The 17,289-nt window shown below is 72.0% G+C and carries 16 protein-coding genes and 1 tRNA gene; 11 read left to right on the top strand and 6 right to left on the bottom strand.

Annotation, left to right across the window (positions count from 1 at the left end; translation table 11 throughout):
• The first annotated feature begins 44 nt into the window (after positions 1 to 44).
• From hprK to fdhD, 10 genes are all read left to right on the top strand, one after another.
• Positions 45 to 998 (top strand): HPr(Ser) kinase/phosphatase, encoded by a 954-nt coding sequence (gene hprK / locus WQ53_RS13370; protein ID WP_052633200.1) that lies wholly within the window; start codon positions 45 to 47, stop codon positions 996 to 998.
• Positions 995 to 1,870 (top strand): RNase adapter RapZ, encoded by an 876-nt coding sequence (rapZ, locus tag WQ53_RS13365; protein WP_052633198.1) that lies wholly within the window; start codon positions 995 to 997, stop codon positions 1,868 to 1,870. Before hprK ends, rapZ begins: the two co-directional genes overlap by 4 nt.
• A 333-nt stretch (positions 1,871 to 2,203) precedes the next feature.
• A complete protein-coding gene (locus WQ53_RS13360; protein ID WP_052633196.1) occupies positions 2,204 to 2,596 on the top strand; it encodes a PTS sugar transporter subunit IIA in 393 nt (130 codons plus the stop codon).
• Complete coding sequence (locus tag WQ53_RS13355) at positions 2,589 to 2,858, top strand: HPr family phosphocarrier protein (protein ID WP_052633195.1); 270 nt, start codon at positions 2,589 to 2,591, stop codon at positions 2,856 to 2,858. The genes WQ53_RS13360 and WQ53_RS13355 overlap by 8 nt, the downstream gene beginning before the upstream one ends.
• Positions 2,859 to 2,940: 82 nt before the next feature.
• Positions 2,941 to 4,659 carry a phosphoenolpyruvate--protein phosphotransferase gene (gene ptsP / locus WQ53_RS13350; protein WP_052633192.1) on the top strand — a complete coding sequence of 573 codons (1,719 nt, stop codon included), beginning with the start codon at positions 2,941 to 2,943 and terminating at the stop codon, positions 4,657 to 4,659.
• Between the two features lie 219 nt (positions 4,660 to 4,878).
• Positions 4,879 to 6,240 carry a magnesium transporter gene (gene mgtE, locus WQ53_RS13345; RefSeq protein WP_052633188.1) on the top strand — a complete coding sequence of 454 codons (1,362 nt, stop codon included), beginning with the start codon at positions 4,879 to 4,881 and terminating at the stop codon, positions 6,238 to 6,240.
• 110 nt (positions 6,241 to 6,350) lie between these two features.
• Positions 6,351 to 7,166, top strand: a complete 816-nt coding sequence (locus tag WQ53_RS13340) for a dienelactone hydrolase family protein (RefSeq protein ID WP_052634090.1) — start codon at positions 6,351 to 6,353, stop codon at positions 7,164 to 7,166.
• Positions 7,167 to 7,177: 11 nt separating this feature from the next.
• Positions 7,178 to 7,456: a hypothetical protein gene (locus tag WQ53_RS13335; RefSeq protein WP_052633186.1), complete on the top strand. Its 279-nt coding sequence runs from the start codon at positions 7,178 to 7,180 to the stop codon at positions 7,454 to 7,456.
• Between the two features lie 88 nt (positions 7,457 to 7,544).
• Positions 7,545 to 9,872: an FdhF/YdeP family oxidoreductase gene (locus WQ53_RS13330; RefSeq protein WP_052634089.1), complete on the top strand. Its 2,328-nt coding sequence runs from the start codon at positions 7,545 to 7,547 to the stop codon at positions 9,870 to 9,872.
• Positions 9,862 to 10,668 (top strand): formate dehydrogenase accessory sulfurtransferase FdhD, encoded by an 807-nt coding sequence (gene fdhD / locus WQ53_RS13325; protein WP_052633184.1) that lies wholly within the window; start codon positions 9,862 to 9,864, stop codon positions 10,666 to 10,668. The genes WQ53_RS13330 and fdhD overlap by 11 nt, the downstream gene beginning before the upstream one ends.
• 187 nt (positions 10,669 to 10,855) lie before the next feature.
• Here fdhD and pgi read toward each other — a convergent pair whose 3' ends face one another.
• The 6 genes from pgi to pcnB form a co-directional block, all read right to left on the bottom strand.
• A complete protein-coding gene (pgi, locus tag WQ53_RS13320) occupies positions 10,856 to 12,370 on the bottom strand; it encodes a glucose-6-phosphate isomerase (RefSeq protein ID WP_052633182.1) in 1,515 nt (504 codons plus the stop codon).
• Entirely contained in the window at positions 12,370 to 12,750 is a 381-nt protein-coding gene (panD, locus tag WQ53_RS13315; protein WP_052633180.1) for an aspartate 1-decarboxylase, read from the bottom strand. The genes pgi and panD overlap by 1 nt, the downstream gene beginning before the upstream one ends.
• 90 nt (positions 12,751 to 12,840) lie before the next feature.
• Complete coding sequence (panC, locus tag WQ53_RS13310) at positions 12,841 to 13,683, bottom strand: pantoate--beta-alanine ligase (protein WP_052633178.1); 843 nt, start codon at positions 13,681 to 13,683, stop codon at positions 12,841 to 12,843.
• A 15-nt stretch (positions 13,684 to 13,698) separates the two neighbouring features.
• Positions 13,699 to 14,514: a 3-methyl-2-oxobutanoate hydroxymethyltransferase gene (gene panB / locus WQ53_RS13305; protein ID WP_052633175.1), complete on the bottom strand. Its 816-nt coding sequence runs from the start codon at positions 14,512 to 14,514 to the stop codon at positions 13,699 to 13,701.
• A gap of 108 nt (positions 14,515 to 14,622) precedes the next feature.
• Positions 14,623 to 15,144: a 2-amino-4-hydroxy-6-hydroxymethyldihydropteridine diphosphokinase gene (gene folK, locus WQ53_RS13300; protein ID WP_052633174.1), complete on the bottom strand. Its 522-nt coding sequence runs from the start codon at positions 15,142 to 15,144 to the stop codon at positions 14,623 to 14,625.
• Positions 15,141 to 16,481 carry a polynucleotide adenylyltransferase PcnB gene (gene pcnB / locus WQ53_RS13295; RefSeq protein ID WP_052633172.1) on the bottom strand — a complete coding sequence of 447 codons (1,341 nt, stop codon included), beginning with the start codon at positions 16,479 to 16,481 and terminating at the stop codon, positions 15,141 to 15,143. Before pcnB ends, folK begins: the two co-directional genes overlap by 4 nt.
• Before the next feature lie 88 nt (positions 16,482 to 16,569).
• Here pcnB and WQ53_RS13290 point away from each other — a divergent pair.
• Positions 16,570 to 16,644, top strand: a tRNA-Glu gene (locus tag WQ53_RS13290).
• Positions 16,645 to 17,289: the final 645 nt, after the last annotated feature.

Below are 17,289 nucleotides of genomic sequence, written 5' to 3'. Positions count from 1 at the left end.
TGGGCCACAATGCGGCGCGAACCCCCAGCCGAGGCCCGGGCCGCATGAGGAACGCCAGCATCACCGCGCGCGAACTGTTCGACCAGCAGCAGGAGAAACTGGGCCTGCGCTGGCTGGCCGGCCAGAAGGGCGAGAACCGCGGGATCGAATCGGGCGACACCAACGCGCGCCGCCCCTCGCTGGCCGGCTACCTCAACGCGGTGTACCCGAACAAGGTGCAGATCCTCGGTAGCGAGGAACTGGCCTGGCTGGATTCGCTCGACGCGCGCCTGCGCTGGGAGACGATCGAGAAGATCATCCAGTTCCGCCCGCTGGCGCTGGTGATCAGCAAGAACCAGTCCTGTCCGGAAGACCTGCGCACCGCCGCCGAGGAGAGCGATACCCCGCTGTGGATCTCGCCGCGCCGCGGCCACGAGCTGCTCAACCACCTCTCCTACCACCTCGCCCGCCACCTCGCCCCGCGGGTGACCCTGCACGGGGTGTTCATGGAGATCTACTCGATCGGTGTGCTGATCACCGGCGAGGCCGGATCGGGCAAGAGCGAGCTGGCGCTGGAGCTGCTCAGCCGCGGCCACCGCCTGGTCGCCGACGACGCGCCCGAGTTCACCCAGATCGCGCCGGACGTGCTCGACGGCACCTGTCCCGAACTGCTGCAGGACCTGCTGGAGGTCCGCGGCCTGGGCGTGCTCAACGTGCGCGAGATGTTCGGCGACACCGCGGTGAAGAAGAACAAGTACCTGCGCCTGATCGTGCACCTCACCCGGCCGATGACCGAACCGAACCCGCACGGCTACGAGCGCCTGACCGGCGATTCGGGCACCCGCCACGTGCTCGACCTGGACGTGCCGCTGATCACCCTGCCGGTGATGCCCGGCCGCAACCTGGCGGTGCTGACCGAGGCGGCCACGCGCTTGCACATCCTGCGCACCAAGGGCATCGACCCGGCGGCGATGTTCATCGCCCGGCACAGCAACCTGCTGGAGCGGCGCGGGACATGAGCACGCCGCGGCCCACGCTGGTGATCGTCAGCGGCCTGTCCGGTTCGGGCAAGTCGGTGGCGCTCAAGACCTTCGAGGACCTGGACTACTACTGCGTCGACAACCTGCCGGTGGAACTGCTGCCGGCCTTCGCGCGCAGCATGATGCGCGAGGACGGCCTGCTGCCCGAGCGGATGGCGGTGGGGATCGACGTGCGCAGCCGGCACAGCGACCTGAGCCGCCTGGCCGAATGGCGGACCACCGCCGGATCCCTGGGCGTGGACGCGCGGCTGCTCTATTTCGAGGCCAGCGACGAAGTGCTGCTGCGCCGCTTCGCCGACACCCGCCGCCGGCACCCGCTGAGCCGGCTCGGGCTGTCTTTGCCCGACGCGCTGGCGCGCGAACGCGTGCTGACCACGCCGCTGCGCGAGGAGGCCGACGCGGTGATCGACACCAGCGCGCTCAACGTGCACCAGCTGCGGCGCCAGGTCATCACCGAATTCGCCCTGAGCCATGCGCCGGGGCTGTCGCTGCTGTTCGAGTCCTTCGCCTACCGGCGCGGCGTGCCGGCCGACGCCGACTTCGTGTTCGATGCGCGGGTGCTGCCCAACCCGCACTGGGACGCCGAGCTGCGGCCGCTGACCGGCCGCGACGCGCGGGTGCGCGACTACCTGGACGCACAGCCGGAGGTGGAGGCCTACGTCGCCCAGGTCGCCGGGTTCCTGGACACCTGGCTGCCCGGGCTGCGCAACGAGACCCGCGCCTACGTGACCGTGGCCTTCGGCTGCACCGGCGGCAAGCACCGCTCGGTCTACCTGGCCGAACGGCTGGCCACCCATGCCCGGGCGCAGGGCTGGGACCAGGTCGCCACCTACCACCGCGAGCAGGACTGAGCGGGCCGCCGCCCGCTCCAGCCACGGCGGGGGATCCATGTAGGAGCGGGCATGACCGCGACCCGACGCCTCGACACAGGCGACGCCGCCGTGGTTCCGACGCCCGTGTCGCGGTCATGCCCGCTCCTACAGGAGAGCCCCCAGCGCGCCTTCCCTGGCAAGCTTGCCCGCGACCCGACGCCTGTGTCGCCAGCAAGCTGGGCTCCTACAAGGGCCGGCGGTGCCGGTCCCTGCGCCCCTGACCGGGCTTGTCCCGGGCCGTCCCGGGACCTGCCGCGGGAAAAGCGACACCCCGCGCTGACGCCGGTCATAGCGCTCTGTTAACTTTCCGCCATGGCCTGTGGCATTCTCCTGATCACCCACCCCGGAGTCGGCAGCGCATTGCTGGCGGTCGCCACCGCCCTGCTGCGGAACCTGCCACTGCGGGCGGAAGCCTTCGAAGTGCCGTTCGATGCCGATCTCGACCAGCTGCTGCCGGCCGCCTCCGCGGCGCTGCGCCGGGTCGACGGCGGGGACGGCGTGCTGGTGCTGACCGACCTGTACGGCGCCAGTCCCAGCAACTTGGCCGCGAAGGTGGCCAGGCTGGGGACGCCGGTGCGGCGGGTGGCGGCGCTGAGCCTGCCGATGCTGCTGCGGGTCATGAACTATCCGGAACAGGGACTGGACGACCTGCCCGCCACCGCGGCGGCGGGCACGCGCAATGGAGCGATCATCGACGATGCTTGAACGTGAACTCACCGTCTCGAACCGCCTGGGCCTGCATGCCCGGGCCACCGCCAAGCTGGTGCAGGAACTGGCGCCGTTCCGCTGCGCGGTGACCCTGCAGGCGAAGGGGCGCGAGGTCAACGCCAAGAGCATCATGGGGGTGATGCTGCTGGCCGCCGGCCAGGGCACCCCGATCACCGTGCGCACCGACGGCGAGGACGAGGCCGCCGCCATGGACGCCATCACCTCCCTGTTCGAACGCCGCTTCGACGAGGACGCCTGACCATGGGCGCGCCGGGCCGTCCACGCGCTCGGCCGTCCGTCGTTTCCGCGCCCGCCGGCTCCCCGTCCACGGAGGCGCCGCGGTGAGGCAGGCCTTCGCCGGCCACGGCGCGTCGCGCGGCCTGGCCCTGGGCCGGGCCCGGGTGCGCCTGCCGCACGTGCTGGAGATGGCCGAGCAGCACGTCGCCGCCGCCCAGGTCGGGGCCGAGGCGCGGCGCCTGCACGATGCGCTGGAGGCCGCGCGCGGCGAGATGCGGGCGCTGCGCGAGAAGCTGCAGGGCGCGCTGTCGCGGGAGGCGGTCGAGTTCATCGACCTGCACGCGCTGCTGCTCGACGACCCGGAACTGGTCCAGGCGCTGGACACGCTGATCCGGCAGGAGCGCTATTCGGCCGGCTACGCCCTGCGCGTGCAGCGCGACCGTCTGGCCGCGGTGTTCGAGCGGATGGACGATCCGTACCTGAAGAGTCGGCTCGACGACCTGGACCACATCATCGGCCGGATCAACGCGCACCTGCACCGGCGCGAACCGCTGCCGCGCGGCACCGCCGGCGAGATCCTGGCCTGCGACAACGTCGCTCCGTCCGAACTGGCCCAGTTGCAGGCGCAGGGCGTGGTCGCGATCGTGTCCGCCGCCGGCAGCCCGCTCTCGCACAGCGCGATCCTCGCCCGCAGCCTGCACCTGCCGCTGGTCGTCGGCGCGGCCGGGATGCTGCAGCGGGTGAACGACGGCGACGTGGTGATGGTCGACGGCGAGACCGGCGAGGTCGTGGTCGATCCGGACGCGGACGACCTGCGCCGCTACCACCAACGCGAACTTCAGGACGCGCGTGGACGCCGCGACCTGGAGCGCCTGCGCAGCAAGCCCACCCGCACCCTGGACGGCGTCGACGTCGCCCTGCACGCCAACGCCGAGTCGCGCGAGGACGTGGCCCGCGCGCATGCGCTCGGCGCCGCCGGAGTCGGCCTGTTCCGCACCGAGTTCCTGTTCCTGCAGCGCACCGAACTGCCGGACGAGGACGAGCAGTTCCAGGTCTACCGCGACGCGGTGCTGGGCATGAGCGGCCGCCCGGTCACCTTCCGCACCCTGGACCTTGGCGCGGACAAGGTCGACCGCACCGGCCTGAGCCTGGCCAACGAGGACAACCCGGCGCTGGGCGTGCGCGGCGTGCGCCTGTCGTTGCTGTACGACCACGTGTTCGACACCCAGTTGCGCGCGATCGTGCGCGCCGCCGCCTACGGGCCGGTGCGGGTGCTGGTACCGATGGTCAGCTGCCGCGAGGAAGTGGTGCTGGTCCGGCGCCGGCTGCGCCGCGCGGTGGCGGCGGTGCGCCGGCGCGGGGTGGCGGTGGAGGCACCGCCGCTGGGCGCGATGATCGAGGTGCCGGCCGCGGCCATCGGCGTCCACGGCCTGGCCGACGCGGTCGACTTCATGTCGATCGGCACCAACGACCTGGTCCAGTACCTGCTGGCGGTGGACCGCAACAACGACGCGCTCGGCGACCTGTACTCGCCGCTGCACCCGGGCGTGCTGCGCCTGCTGGCCCATGTGATCGGCGCCGGCGAACAGCACGGCAAGCCGGTGGCCGTGTGCGGCGAGATGGCCGGCGACCCGCGCCTGGCGCCGCTGCTGCTGGCGCTGGGACTCAAGGAGTTCAGCCTGCATCCGTCGAGCCTGCTGGAACTGCGCCGCACGATCCGTGACTGCCGCCTCGGCGACCTGCGCTCGCGTGCGGGCCAATTGCTGCAGGCGCGCGACCGCGCCGCGATCGAGCGCTGGCTGCAGGCGGCCGGGTCCTTGTAGGAGCCGGGTTCAGCCGGCGACCCGACGTCGTCGGCACAAGCGACACCCTCGTCCACCTGACGCCCGTGTCGCCAGCAGGCTGGGCTCCTACAAGAAGCGCGTGGCAGCAGGCCTGTCCGGTCTATACCAATGCAACACATGCGGGCGATAATGCCGGCCATGAACGCCTGACCCGCCGCGCACCTCCACCGCGGCCCCTGCCCGCCACCGGAGACGCGCATGGCCGAAGCCGTCCGCCACGACAAGACCGCGCGCCAGCTGCGCCTGCTGTCCGATGCGCTGGACAGCGGCCGGCTGGGCCCGGTGCGGCGGCTGATCAACACCTTGGCCCCGGCCGAGATCGGCAACCTGCTCGAGTCGCTGCCGCCGGGCAAGCGCGAGGTGGTCTGGGGCCTGGTCGATCCGGAGGACGACGGCGAGGTGCTGGTCCATGTCGGCGAGGAGGTCCGCGAAAGCCTGTTGGCGGACATGGACACCGACGAAATCGTCGCTGCGGTCGAGGACCTGGACATCGACGACCTGGCCGACCTGGTCGAGGACCTGCCGGACACGGTCATCGACGAGGTCCTCAAGTCGATGGACCGCGAGAACCGCGAGCGCCTCGAACAGGTCCTGTCCTATCCGGAGGACACCGCCGGCCGCCTGATGAACCCGGACGTGGTCACCGTGCGCGCCGACGTCAACGTCGACGTGGTCCTGCGCTACCTGCGCCTGCGCGGCGAGCTGCCCGACCACACCGACCACCTGTACGTGGTCAGCCGCCGCCACCAGTACCTGGGCCGGGTGTCGCTGGCCGCGCTGGTCACCCACGAGGACTCGACCCCGATCAACCGCCTGATCGACGACGAGCAGCCGGCGATCGACGTGGGCGAGAGCGCGCAGGAAGTGGCGCGGCAGTTCTCCGACCACGACTGGGTCTCGGCGCCGGTGGTGGACGACAACAACATCCTGCTCGGCCGCATCACCATCGACGACGTGGTCGACATCATCCGCGAGCAGGCCGAGCACCAGGCGCTGGGCGCGGCCGGCCTGGATGAGGACGAGGACCTGTTCTCGCCGGTCAAGCGCGCCGTGCGCGGCCGCGTGGTCTGGCTGGGCATCAATCTGTTCACCGCGTTCCTGGCCGCCAGCGTGATCGGCCAGTTCGAGGTAACCCTGCAGAAGATCGTCGCCCTGGCGGTGCTGATGCCGATCGTGGCCGGCATCGGCGGCAATGCCGGCGTGCAGGTGCTGACCCTGATGGTGCGCGGCCTGGCGCTGGGCCAGGTCGGCGCCAGCAACGCGCGGATCCTGCTGTGGAAGGAGATCCGGGTGGCGCTGATCAACGGCCTGCTGATCGGCGGCATCGTCGGCATCATCGCCTTCGTCTGGTTCCGCAGCCCGCTGCTGTCAGTGGTGATCGCCCTCGCCCTGATCCTCAACTTCTGCGCCGCCGCCGCCGCCGGCGTGCTGCTGCCGCTGCTGCTCAAGCGCATGAACATCGATCCGGCAGTGGCCGGCACCGTGGTCGTCACCGCGGTCACCGACGTGATGGGGTTCTTCTGCTTCCTCGGCCTGGCCACGCTGATCCTGCTGCACTGAGAGCACGCTGGAGCAGGCTGCTGAACGTGTGGACGACCGCAATACCGTCGCCGGGCCGGCGCCGATCACCTGCGGCTATGCTGTCGGTCCCTGCAACCGCCGGCGATGCGATGCGCTCCAAGCCCGTCCTGCTCCTCGCCTCGCGCTGCCTCGCCGCCGTCCTGCTGGCGGTGCTGGTGGCGGCGTGCCAGCCCCGCACGGCACCGCCGCCCGAATCGGCCCGTTTCGTGCAACGCGAGCTCGCGCACGACGGGCGCAGCTACCGCTACTCGGTGTTCGTGCCGGCCGCCGCGCAGCCGCGGCCGCTGCCGGTGGTGCTGTTCCTGCACGGTTCCGGCGAGCGCGGCAGCGATGGCCAGGCGCCGACCCTGGCCGGCCTGGGTCCGTGGCTGCGCGCAAACGCCGCCGCCTTCCCTGCCCTGGTGGTCTTCCCCCAGGTCCCGGAAGGCGAGGAATGGATGGGCGGCAACGCGCGCATGGCGCTGGCCGCGCTGGAGGCGGCCAGCGCCGAGTTCGGCGGCGATCCGGCCCGCACCTATGCGACCGGCATGTCGATGGGCGGCTACGGCACCTGGGAAGTGGCGCTGCTGGCGCCGCAGCGCTTCGCCGCGCTGGTGCCGGTGTGTGGCGGGGTACGGCCACCGCGCCCGGCGCGGCCGACGTTGTACGTGACCGCCGTGGCCGGCGAGATCGATCCGTATGCCGCGCTGGCCGCGCGCCTGGAGCACGTGCCGGCGTGGATGTTCCATGGCGCGCGCGACGACCTGGTCCCGGCCGAAGAGGCCCGGCGCCTGCACCGCGCGGCGCGCGCGGTGGGCGCCGATTTCCGCTACACCGAATATCCCGACGGCGACCACAACGCCTGGGACGCCACCTACGCCGATCCCGCGATGTGGGACTGGCTGTTCGCCCAGCGCCTGCCCTGAGGAGCCTTGCGATGCCCGACCTGGTCGACGACTACTTCCTGCCCGGCTGGCGCACGCGCACGCACGAGTGCGCCGCCTGCGAGTGGCGCGGCGACAGCCGCGACATGCTGCTGCAGCCGCACGAGGAACTGAGCGAGTACCTGTGCCCACGCTGCGAGGACATCGTGCTGGTGGTCCGGCATCCGGACCTGGAACAGGTCCGTGCCGCCGCCGCGGCGGGCCACCCGGAGGCGCAGGAACAACTGGCGCTGCTGCAGGAGTATCTGGACCGGCAGCCGCCCGGGCGCTGACCGCGCTGCGTGAACCGCAACGGACGCATGCCGCTGCGATAACGCCGGCAGGCCTATGATGGCCCCTCGATACCGCGAGGCCGGCCAGATGGGCAAGCCCTCCCACGAGCATCCCGCAGCGGACGCCTCCTTCGAACCCAACGACGCGCCGGCCGGCGGCTGGGGCGCGCTGGGCGCGGTGGCGCGGGCGATCCGCGCGCAGATGTCGGTGACCCGCTCGGTCGAGGCGCTGCACCGGGTCAACCAGCCGGCCGGCTTCGACTGCCCGGGCTGCGCCTGGCCGGATCCGCGCCATGCCTCCTCGTTCGAGTTCTGCGAGAACGGCGCCAAGGCGGTGGCCTGGGAAGCAACGGCCAAGCGCGCCACCCCGGAGTTCTTCGCAGCGCACACGCTGTCGGAGCTGTGGCAGTGGAACGACCACGCGCTGGAGGACGCCGGCCGCCTGACCCACCCGATGGCCTACGACCCCGCGCAGGACCGCTACGTCCCGGTGTCCTGGGAGGAGGCCGCCACGCGCATCGGCGCGGCCCTGCGCGCCCTGCCCGACCCGGCCATGGCCGAGTTCTACACCTCCGGCCGCGCCTCCAACGAGGCCGCGTTCCTGTACCAGCTGTTCGTGCGCGAGTACGGCTGCAACAACTTCCCCGACTGCTCGAACATGTGCCACGAGGCCAGCAGCGTGGGCCTGCCCGAGGCGATCGGCGTCGGCAAGGGCACGGTGCAGCTGGAGGACTTCGAGCACGCCGACGCGGTGTTCTGCATCGGCCACAACCCCGGCACCAACCATCCGCGCATGCTCGGCACCCTGCGCGAGGTTTCGCTGCGCGGCGTGCCGATCGTCGTGCTCAACCCGATGCCCGAGCGCGGCCTGGAGCGCTTCACCTCGCCGCAGGACCCGGCCGAGATGCTGACCGGCCGCTCGGTGCGGATCGCCTCGACCTACTTCAAGCCGCGGATCGGCGGCGACGTGGCCGTGCTCAAGGGCATGATGAAGTGGTTGCTGGAGGCCGACGCGGACGACCTGGCCGCCGGCGGCAGCGGCCTGCTCGACCGCGGCTTCATCGCCGGACATACCACCGGCTTCGAGGCGCTGGCCGCCGACCTGCGCGCGACCTCCTGGGAAAGCATCGAGCGCAAGTCCGGCCTGGGCCGCGGGGAGATCGCCATCGCCGCCGGCATCTACGCCCGGGCCGAGCGCGTGATCGTCTGCTACGGCATGGGCATCACCCAGCACCGCCATGGCACCCAGAACGTGCAGCAGCTGGCCAACCTGCTGCTCCTGCGCGGCAACATCGGCAAGCCCGGCGCCGGCATCTGCCCGCTGCGCGGCCATTCCAACGTGCAGGGCGACCGCACCGTCGGCATCACCGAGCAGCCCAATGCCGTATTACTGGATGGCATCCGCCGCACCTACGGCTTCGAGCCGCCCACCGCGCACGGCCACGACTCGGTGGCGGCGGTGAAGGCGATCGCCGAAGGCCGTTCGAAGGCGCTGGTGTGCCTGGGCGGCAACCTGGCCGTGGCCATGCCCGACCCGCAGGCCACCTTCGCCGCCATGCGCAAGCTCGACCTCGCCGTGCATATCGCCACCAAGCCCAACCGCTCGCACCTGATCCCGGCCCGGCAGTCGTTCCTGCTGCCCTGCCTCGGCCGCACCGAGCTGGACGTGCAGGCCGGCGGCCCGCAGTCGGTGACGGTGGAGGATTCGATGTCGATGGTGCACGCCTCGCAGGGCCGGCTGAAGCCCGCCTCCGACCAGCTGCGTTCGGAACCGGCGATCGTGGCCCTGCTGGCGCGGGCGACGCTGCCGGCGTCGAAGGTCGACTGGGAAGGCATGGTCGAGGACTACGACCGCATCCGCGACGGCATCGAGGCGGTGCTGCCGATCTTCAAGGACTACAACGCGCGGATCCGCGTGCCCGGCGGCTTCCACCTGGAGAACGCCGCCGCGCAGCGCCGCTGGAACACCCCCGATGGCAAGGCCCGCTTCCTGGTCGCGCGCGGCCTGGACGAGGACCCGCCGCCGGCCGCCGACCTGCTGGTCCTGGCCACGGTGCGCTCGCACGACCAGTACAACACCACCGTCTATGGTTTCGACGACCGCTACCGCGGCATCCACGGCGGCCGCGACGTGGTGTTCGTCAATCCGGACGACCTCGCCGCGCTGGGCCTGGCGGCCGGCACGCGCGTGGACGTGGCGGCCTGCCGCGCCGACGGTACACCGAGCGGCCGCGTGGTCCATGGCCTGCAGGCGGTAGCGTTCGAGATCGCCCGCGGTTCGGCGGCGATGTACTACCCGGAAGGCAACGCGCTCATCGGCCTGGACGACCACGATCCGCGCTCGGGCACGCCCGGCTACAAGTCGGTGCCGGTGCGGCTGACGGCCGCCTCCCTCCGCGACGGCGATGGCGCCTGAGCCGCACGCCGGCCGCGGACGGCGCACGGTCACCATCCACGCCGAAGCCGGCGGGCACCGCGCCGAAGACTGGCTGGCCGAGGAGGCGCCGGTGGAACTGCGCTACAACGGCCGCTCCTTCGCGGTGATGATGGCCACGCCGCTGGACCTGGAGGACTTCGCCTGGGGCTTCTCGCTGAGCGAAGGCCGCATCGGTCGCGCAGCGGACATACGCGCGGTGGACGTGCAACCGCGGCTGGAAGGCTTCGTGGTCGACATCGACGCGCCATCGGCCACCGTGCCGGAGGACGGAAGCGACCGGCTCCTGCCGGGCCGCAGCGGCTGCGGCCTGTGCGGCAGCCGCCAGCTCGAGGAGGTGCTGCAGGCGCCGCCGATGGTGCCCGAGGGACCGGTGCTGGACACCGCCGCGCTGCAGCGGGCCAGCGCGGAACTGGAACGCTTCCAGCCGATCAACGCCACCACCGGCGCGATGCATGCGGCGGCCTGGGCTTCGGCCGACGGCACGATCCTGCAGGTGCGTGAGGATGTCGGCCGGCACAATGCCCTGGACAAGCTGCTCGGCGCGCTGGCGCGCGAAGGCGCGGACCTGCGCGGCGGCTTCGTCCTGGTCAGCAGCCGGGCCAGCTACGAGATGGTGACCAAGGCCGCGCGGCTGGGCGTGGGCCTGCTGGCGGCGGTGTCGGCACCGACCGCGCTGGCGGTGGACCTGGCGCGCGGCTGCGGCCTGACGCTGGTCGGCTTCGTGCGGCCCGGGCGCCAGGTCGTGTACAGCCATCCGCAGCGGCTGGGCGGGTGATGCTACGCCCGGGAAGCTTGCCCCTGGCGACGTCCAAACGAACCAGCCCCGTCGTCCCGGCGCAAGCCGGGACCCAGCGACTTCAGCTCTCGCTGCAAGGCGTCCTGGAGCCAAGCCACTGGGTCCCGGCTTGCGCCGCGACGACGGAGCGTGAGAACGGGTCCGGTGCCTGGGGCGGGAGAACGGATCAGCACCCCAGGCGCCGGATCAGCTCCGCGGTGACCGGGTCGGCCGCGCCGGTCTCCCCGCGCAGCGCCGGCAGCAGGGTGTTGGCGACCTGCTTGCCCAGCTCCACGCCGAACTGGTCGAAGGCGTTGATGCCCCACACCACCGACTGCACGTAGACGCTGTGCTCGTACAGCGCCAGCAGCGCGCCGAGCGACTGCGGGGTCAGCGCGTCGAGCAGGATCGTGGTGCTCGGCCGGTCGCCCGGGTAGGCGCGGTGCGGGTCGTCGCTGGCCTGGCCGTTGGCCAGCGCCTCGGTCTGCGCCAGCAGGTTGGACAGCAGCGCGTCGTGGTTGGCCGCGTACGGATCGTCGTTGCGCACGGTGCCGACGAAGTCGGCCGGCACGATCCCGGTGCCCTGGTGCAAGGCCTGGAAGAAGCTGTGCTGCACGTCGGTGCCGGCCCCGCCCCACCACACCGGCACGGTGTCGGCGGCGACCGGGCTGCCGTCCAGCTCCACCCGCTTGCCCAGCGACTCCATCACCAGCTGCTGCAGGTAGGCCGGCAGCAGCGCCAGGCGCTGGTCGTAGGTCAGCACCGCGTGCGAGGCCAGGCCCAGCGCGTTGCGGTTCCACACCGCGGCCAGGCCGTGGCGCACGGCGAGGTTGGATTCCAGCGGTGCCTCCAGCACGTGCGCGTCCATCAGCGCCGCGCCCGCCAGCAGCTGCTCGAAGCGGTCGAAGCCGATCGCCAGCGCGATCGGGAAACCGACCGCCGACCACAGCGAGTAGCGCCCGCCGACCCAGTCCCACATCGGCAGCACGCGCCCGGCGGCGATGTCGAACGCAGCGGCGGCGCGCTCCGGGTTGGCGCTGACCGCGTAGATGCGCTCGCTGCCGCCAAGCCAGTCGCGGACGATCGCGCCGTTGAGCAGGGTCTCCTGGGTGCCGAAGGTCTTGGAGATGAAGACCGCCGCGGTACGCGCCGGGTCCAGCGGCGCCAGCGTGCGCTGCGCGGCCGAGCCGTCGACGTTGGAGAGGAAGTGCACGCGGAAGCGGCCCGGCAGCGGCCCGCGCAGGGCGTCGGCCACCAGCCGCGGGCCCAGGTCCGAGCCGCCGATGCCGACGCTGACGATGTCGCTGACCTCGCTGGCCTCCAGCGCCTCGATCAGGCCGCGCATCCGCTGGCGGACGTCGGCAGCGGTGCGATAGGCCTCGCGCGCGGCCGGCGCCGGCGACAGGTCGCCGCGCAGCGCGGTGTGCAGCGCGGCGCGGCCCTCGGTCACGTTGACCTTGTCGCCGTCGAACAGGCGCCGGAACGCCCCGGGCAGGTCGCGCTCCCGGCCCAGCGCCAGCAGCGCGTCCCAGGCCTGGGCGTCGTAGCGCTGGCGGGCGAAGGTCGCGTACAGCGGGCCGACCTGCAGCGCCTGCGCGGCGATCCGCTCCGGTTCGTCCTTCAGCAGCTGCGCGATGCCGGTGCCGGAAAGGCGCGCGGCATGGGACTGGAGACGTTCGAAACCGGAAGCGGATGCGGTCATCAGGCGGCCTGCTTGGGAATGCTGTGGTTGGTGTGGGTGATGCGGTTGGCGGCGTCCACGTACACCAGGTTGGGCTGGAACGCGGCGGCCTCGGCTTCGCTCAGCCCGGCGAACGCGGCGATGATCACCAGGTCGCCGACCTGCACGTGGCGCGCGGCGCCGCCGTTGAGCGAGACGACCCCGCTGCCCTCGTCGGCGCGGATGGCATAGGTGGTGAAGCGGCTGCCGTTGGTGACGTCCCACACGTGCACCTGCTCGAATTCGCGGATGCCGGTGGCGTCGAGCAGCAGCCCGTCGATCGCCACCGAGCCTTCGTAGTTCAGCTCCGAATGGGTGACGGTGGCGCGGTGGATCTTGGCTTTCAGCAGGGTCAGTTGCATGGGACGTCCAACTCTCGGTCGTGGATGGTAGCAACGCGGCGGGCGTTGCACCGGAAACAAAAATCGGTGGCGGCATCGCCGCCGGCGGCCTCAGAACTCGAGGTTGTCGATCAGCCGGGTCGTGCCCAGCCGCGCCGCCACCAGGGCCACGCGCGGACCGGCCTCGCCGTCGTCCGGCCCGGACAGGTCCGGGCGGCGCAGCGCGGCGTAGTCGACCGCGAAGCCGACCGCCTCAAGCTGCGCGCGCGCCTGCGCCTCGACCACCGCGCGCGGCGCGCCGTCCAGGTGCGCCTGGCGCATGTCGCGCAGCGCGCGGTGGATGGCCGCCGCGCGCGGGCGCTGGTCCGGCCCCAGGTACTGGTTGCGCGAACTCATCGCCAGGCCGTCGGCCTCGCGGACGATGCCGCCGCCGATGATCTCGATCGGGAACTGCAGGTCGGCCACCAGCTGCCGGATCACCGCCAGCTGCTGGTAGTCCTTCTTGCCGAACGCGGCCAGGTCCGGCTGGACCTGGTTGAACAGGCGGCTGACCACGGTGCAGACGCCGTCGAAGTGCCCCGGGCGGCACTCGCCCTCCAGCACCGCGCTCACGCCCGGCACGTGCACCTTCGAGGCGAGCTCCACGCCGAAGGGATACATCGACTCCACCGTCGGCAGCCACAGCACGTCGCAACCGGCGCCTTCCAGCCCGGCGGTGTCGGCGGCCGGCGTGCGCGGATAGCGGGTGAAGTCCTCGCTCGGCCCGAACTGGGTCGGATTGACGAACACGCTGGACACCACCCGGTCGGCATACTGCCGGGCCAGCATCACCAGCGAATAGTGGCCGGCATGCAGGTTGCCCATGGTCGGCACGAAGCCCACCCGCAGGCCCTCGCGCTTCCAGCCGCGCACGCGCTCGCGCAGGGCGTCCAGTCCGGTGATGGTCTCGATCATGTTCTTCGGGGGCGCTCAGGCGTAGGCGTGGTCGGCGTCGGGGAAGCTGCCGTCGCGCACCGCGTCGGCGTAGGCGCGCACCGCGCCGGCCACCGATCCGCCCTCGGCGAGGAAATCCTTGACGAAGCGCGGCCGGCGATGGCCGCTGTCCAGGCCCAGGAAATCGTGCAGCACCAGCACCTGGCCGTCGCAGTGCGGGCCGGCACCGATGCCGATGGTCGGGATCGGCACCGCGGCGGTGATCCGCTGTGCCAGCGCGGTGGGCACGCATTCGAGCACCAGCAACGAGGCGCCGGCCTCGGCCACCGCCTGTGCGTCGGCCAGCAGCCGCGCCGCGGCCTGCTGCTCGCGGCCCTGCACCTTGAAGCCGCCGAGCTTGAGCACCGACTGCGGGGTCAGGCCCAGGTGCGCGCAGACCGGGATGTCGCGCGCGGCCAGGAACCGGATCACGTCGAGCTTGGGCCCAGCGCCTTCCAGCTTGACCATCTGCGCGCCGGCCTGCAGCAGCGCCACCGAGGCGTCCAGCGCGCGCTCGGGGGTCGCGTCGGACTGGAACGGCAGGTCGGCCAGCAACAGCGCCCGGGTCAGCGCACGGGCCACCGCAGCGGTGTGGTAGGCCACGTCGGCCACCGTCACCGGCAGGGTCGAGCCGTGGCCCTGCACCACCATGCCCAGCGAATCGCCGACCAGGACCAGGTCGATGCCGTTGCGGTCCAGGGTGCGGGCGAACCCGGCGTCGTAGGCGGTCAGCATCGCCAGGCGGCGCCCCTGGCGCTTGGCCTCGGCCAGCGCCGGCACGGTCCAGGGCTTCTGCTCGGCATGTACGCTCATCGGCGGCTTCTCATCAGGACGCGTCTCATCGGGCGGACCCGGTTCGGCAAGCCGGGGATTATCGCCCACGGCCAGGGGAAGAGTGAGCCCGTCAGCCAGCCGGACGGATCAGTCGATTCTGGCCGGATCGGCCAGTGGCACGATGCCCTCGGCATCGACCCCGCGCAGGGCGTCGGCGACCGTACCGTGGCCGGGGAACGGCTCGGCCGGGGCGATCTCCGCCAGTGGCACCAGGGCGAAAGCGCGCTCGTGCAGGTGCGGATGCGGCACCCGCAGCCCGGGCAGGTCCACGACCCGGCCGGCGTACAGCAGCAGGTCCAGGTCCAGCACGCGCGGTCCCCAGCGGCGGGACGCGGTCGTGGCCGCACGGTCGCGGCCAGCCTCGCGCTCGATCCGCAGCAGTTCCTGGAGCAGCTTTTCGGGCTCCAGCCCGGTCTTCAGCAGGGCGGCGGCGTTGACGAAGTCCGGCTGGTCGACCTGGCCCCAGGCCGGGGTCCGGTACAGCCGCGACAGCGCCAGCACCCGCGTGTCCGGCAGCCCGGTCAGCGCTTCGGCGGCGCGGCGCACGGCCGCCTCTGGATTGCCGAGGTTGGCGCCGAGACCTATGCAGGCGTGGACCGGCGCGCTCATTCGGCCGAGGCGGCGGCCGACGGGCGGCGGCGCCGGCGGCGGCGCTTGCGCTCGGGCGCATCGCCGGCCTCGCCGGCGGCGCTGGCCGCCTCCAGGCTCGCCGACAGCTCGTCGCCGGAACTTTGCTGGGCCTGCTTCCAGAACTCCACGTCGCCGGCGTGCGAATCGGACGCGGCCAGGCGCAGCACCAGGAAGTCGTAGGCGGCGCGGAAGCGCGGGTGCGTAAGCAGGCGGAACACCCGCTTGCGCTGGCGCGAGGCGAAGCGCGTCTGCAGCAGCCAGATCTCCTGCATCGGCAGCGAGAAGCGCTTGGGCAGCGCGATCGTCTGCACCTGGTGCAGGGTGACCCGGTCGGCAGCGCGGCGCTGCGCTTCCTCGGCATGCATGCCTTGCGCCTGCAGCCCGGCCAGGGCGCGGCAGTAGGCCGGCCACAGCAGCAGCGCGAACAGGAAGGCCGGCGACACCGGCTCGTCGGCGGCCACCCGTGCATCGGTGTTGCTCAGGCCCTGCAGCAGCATCCGCCGCAGGGCGCCGCTGCGGTTGGAGCGCAGCGCCGCCGCCGTTTCCGGCAACACCGCGCCGAGCAGGCCGTGGGCCTCCAGGCCCTCGAAGCTGGCCACCGCGTGCCCGGACAGGAACAGCTTGAGCATTTCCTCGAACAGGCGCGCCGGGGCGGCCTCGCCCAGCAGCGACGCCAGCAGCGGGATCGGCGCGGCGGTCGCCGGCTCGATGCTGAAGCCGAGCTTGGCCGCCAGCCGCACCGCGCGCAGCATCCGCACTGGGTCCTCGCGGTAGCGGGTCTCCGGGTCGCCGATCAGGCGCATGGTCCGCGCCTGCACGTCCTCGAATCCGCCGGTGTAGTCGCGCACCGAGAAATCCTCGATCGCGTAGTAGAGGGCGTTGCAGGTGAAGTCGCGGCGGATCGCGTCGTCCTCGATGCTACCGTAGACGTTGTCGCGGACCAGCCGCCCGTCTTCGAGCTCGCGGTCGCCGCTGCCGTCGTCGACGTTGGCGCGGAAGGTGGCGACCTCGATGATCTCCCTGCCGTAGACCACGTGGGCCAGGCGGAAGCGGCGGCCGATCAGGCGGCAGTTGCGGAACAGCTGCTTGACCTGCTCGGGCGTGGCGTCGGTGGCCACGTCGAAGTCCTTGGGGTGCAGGCCCAGCAGCAGGTCGCGGACCGCGCCGCCGACCAGGTAGGCGCCGAAACCGCCTTCGCGCAGGCGGTAGAGCACGCGCAGCGCATTGGGGCTGATGTCCCGGCGGGAAATCGTGTGCTGGTCGCGCGGGATGCTGCGCAGGATGGGCTGCGGGAGGGAGTGCGGATTGATGGGCATGCTTCCGTGAACGGGATCGGTCCGGCCGGATTGCCGTCCGGCGGGCGCGTGAATATACTAGCGCGCCTTCGCCGGCGACACCCGCAACGCTCCCTTCGTCTAGTGGTTAGGACGTGGCCCTCTCAAGGCTAAAACAGGGGTTCGAGTCCCCTAGGGAGCGCCATCCCGCCGGCCGGAGACAGGAAAAACCCCGCTGATGCGGGGTTTTTTTGTGGTTCTTCTCCCGACTCCGGGAAGGCCGCCCGGATCCCGGGGCGGCGGCAGGGGCCGTCGCAAGGCCTCGAAGCAAGAGCGTCGGCTTCGGCCTGGGCCGCCGTCCCCCAGGGGGCTGGCGCATCGCTCCGCTCCGGCGTCCTGCCTCCGAGTCGCGACCGCAGCACATCCATGTGCTGCTTGCGCCAGCCCCTTGGGGGACGACGTCCTCGGGCGGCGTTACGGCAGTGGCCTCGATCGGTGGAGCAAGCGCAAAAGCCCCCTCCCCGGCCCTCGGGCCTCGGGCCTCGGGCCTAGCCTGCAGGCGTTCTTCGGGCCGCGCGCCAATGGCTCGCAAACGGCCCGCTTCCCCCTTCGCCTGCGGCGAAAGGGAGGGGGAGCCAACGGCCGGGCAGCTTGTTTACGGCCGCACGGCTTGCTCTTGTAGGAGCCGGTCTTGCCGGCGACACGGGTGTCGCGACCACGAAGGCGTCGCTTGTGCCGACGGCGTCGCGTCGCCGGCTGAACCCGGCTCCTACAACAGCCACGGCGCGGCCGCTCTTCTGTAGGAGCCGACTTCAGTCGGCGACACGTGCGTCGGGACCATGAGGGCGTC

Source organism: Pseudoxanthomonas suwonensis (assembly GCF_000972865.1).
GTDB classification, from domain to species: Bacteria; Pseudomonadota; Gammaproteobacteria; order Xanthomonadales; family Xanthomonadaceae; genus Pseudoxanthomonas; species Pseudoxanthomonas suwonensis_B.
The sequence above is the reverse complement of the archived record's forward strand: the minus strand, read 5'-3'. Positions and strand labels throughout refer to the sequence as shown.

Coding starts and splice junctions, on each gene's coding strand:
- hprK (WP_052633200.1), top strand. CDS start 45: ATGAGGAACGCCAGCATCACCGCGCGCGAACTGTTCGACCAGCAGCAG.
- rapZ (WP_052633198.1), top strand. CDS start 995: ATGAGCACGCCGCGGCCCACGCTGGTGATCGTCAGCGGCCTGTCCGGT.
- WQ53_RS13360 (WP_052633196.1), top strand. CDS start 2,204: ATGGCCTGTGGCATTCTCCTGATCACCCACCCCGGAGTCGGCAGCGCA.
- WQ53_RS13355 (WP_052633195.1), top strand. CDS start 2,589: ATGCTTGAACGTGAACTCACCGTCTCGAACCGCCTGGGCCTGCATGCC.
- mgtE (WP_052633188.1), top strand. CDS start 4,879: ATGGCCGAAGCCGTCCGCCACGACAAGACCGCGCGCCAGCTGCGCCTG.
- WQ53_RS13340 (WP_052634090.1), top strand. CDS start 6,351: ATGCGCTCCAAGCCCGTCCTGCTCCTCGCCTCGCGCTGCCTCGCCGCC.
- WQ53_RS13335 (WP_052633186.1), top strand. CDS start 7,178: ATGCCCGACCTGGTCGACGACTACTTCCTGCCCGGCTGGCGCACGCGC.
- WQ53_RS13330 (WP_052634089.1), top strand. CDS start 7,545: ATGGGCAAGCCCTCCCACGAGCATCCCGCAGCGGACGCCTCCTTCGAA.
- fdhD (WP_052633184.1), top strand. CDS start 9,862: ATGGCGCCTGAGCCGCACGCCGGCCGCGGACGGCGCACGGTCACCATC.
- pgi (WP_052633182.1), bottom strand. CDS start 12,370: ATGACCGCATCCGCTTCCGGTTTCGAACGTCTCCAGTCCCATGCCGCG.
- panD (WP_052633180.1), bottom strand. CDS start 12,750: ATGCAACTGACCCTGCTGAAAGCCAAGATCCACCGCGCCACCGTCACC.
- panC (WP_052633178.1), bottom strand. CDS start 13,683: ATGATCGAGACCATCACCGGACTGGACGCCCTGCGCGAGCGCGTGCGC.
- panB (WP_052633175.1), bottom strand. CDS start 14,514: ATGAGCGTACATGCCGAGCAGAAGCCCTGGACCGTGCCGGCGCTGGCC.
- folK (WP_052633174.1), bottom strand. CDS start 15,144: ATGAGCGCGCCGGTCCACGCCTGCATAGGTCTCGGCGCCAACCTCGGC.
- pcnB (WP_052633172.1), bottom strand. CDS start 16,481: ATGCCCATCAATCCGCACTCCCTCCCGCAGCCCATCCTGCGCAGCATC.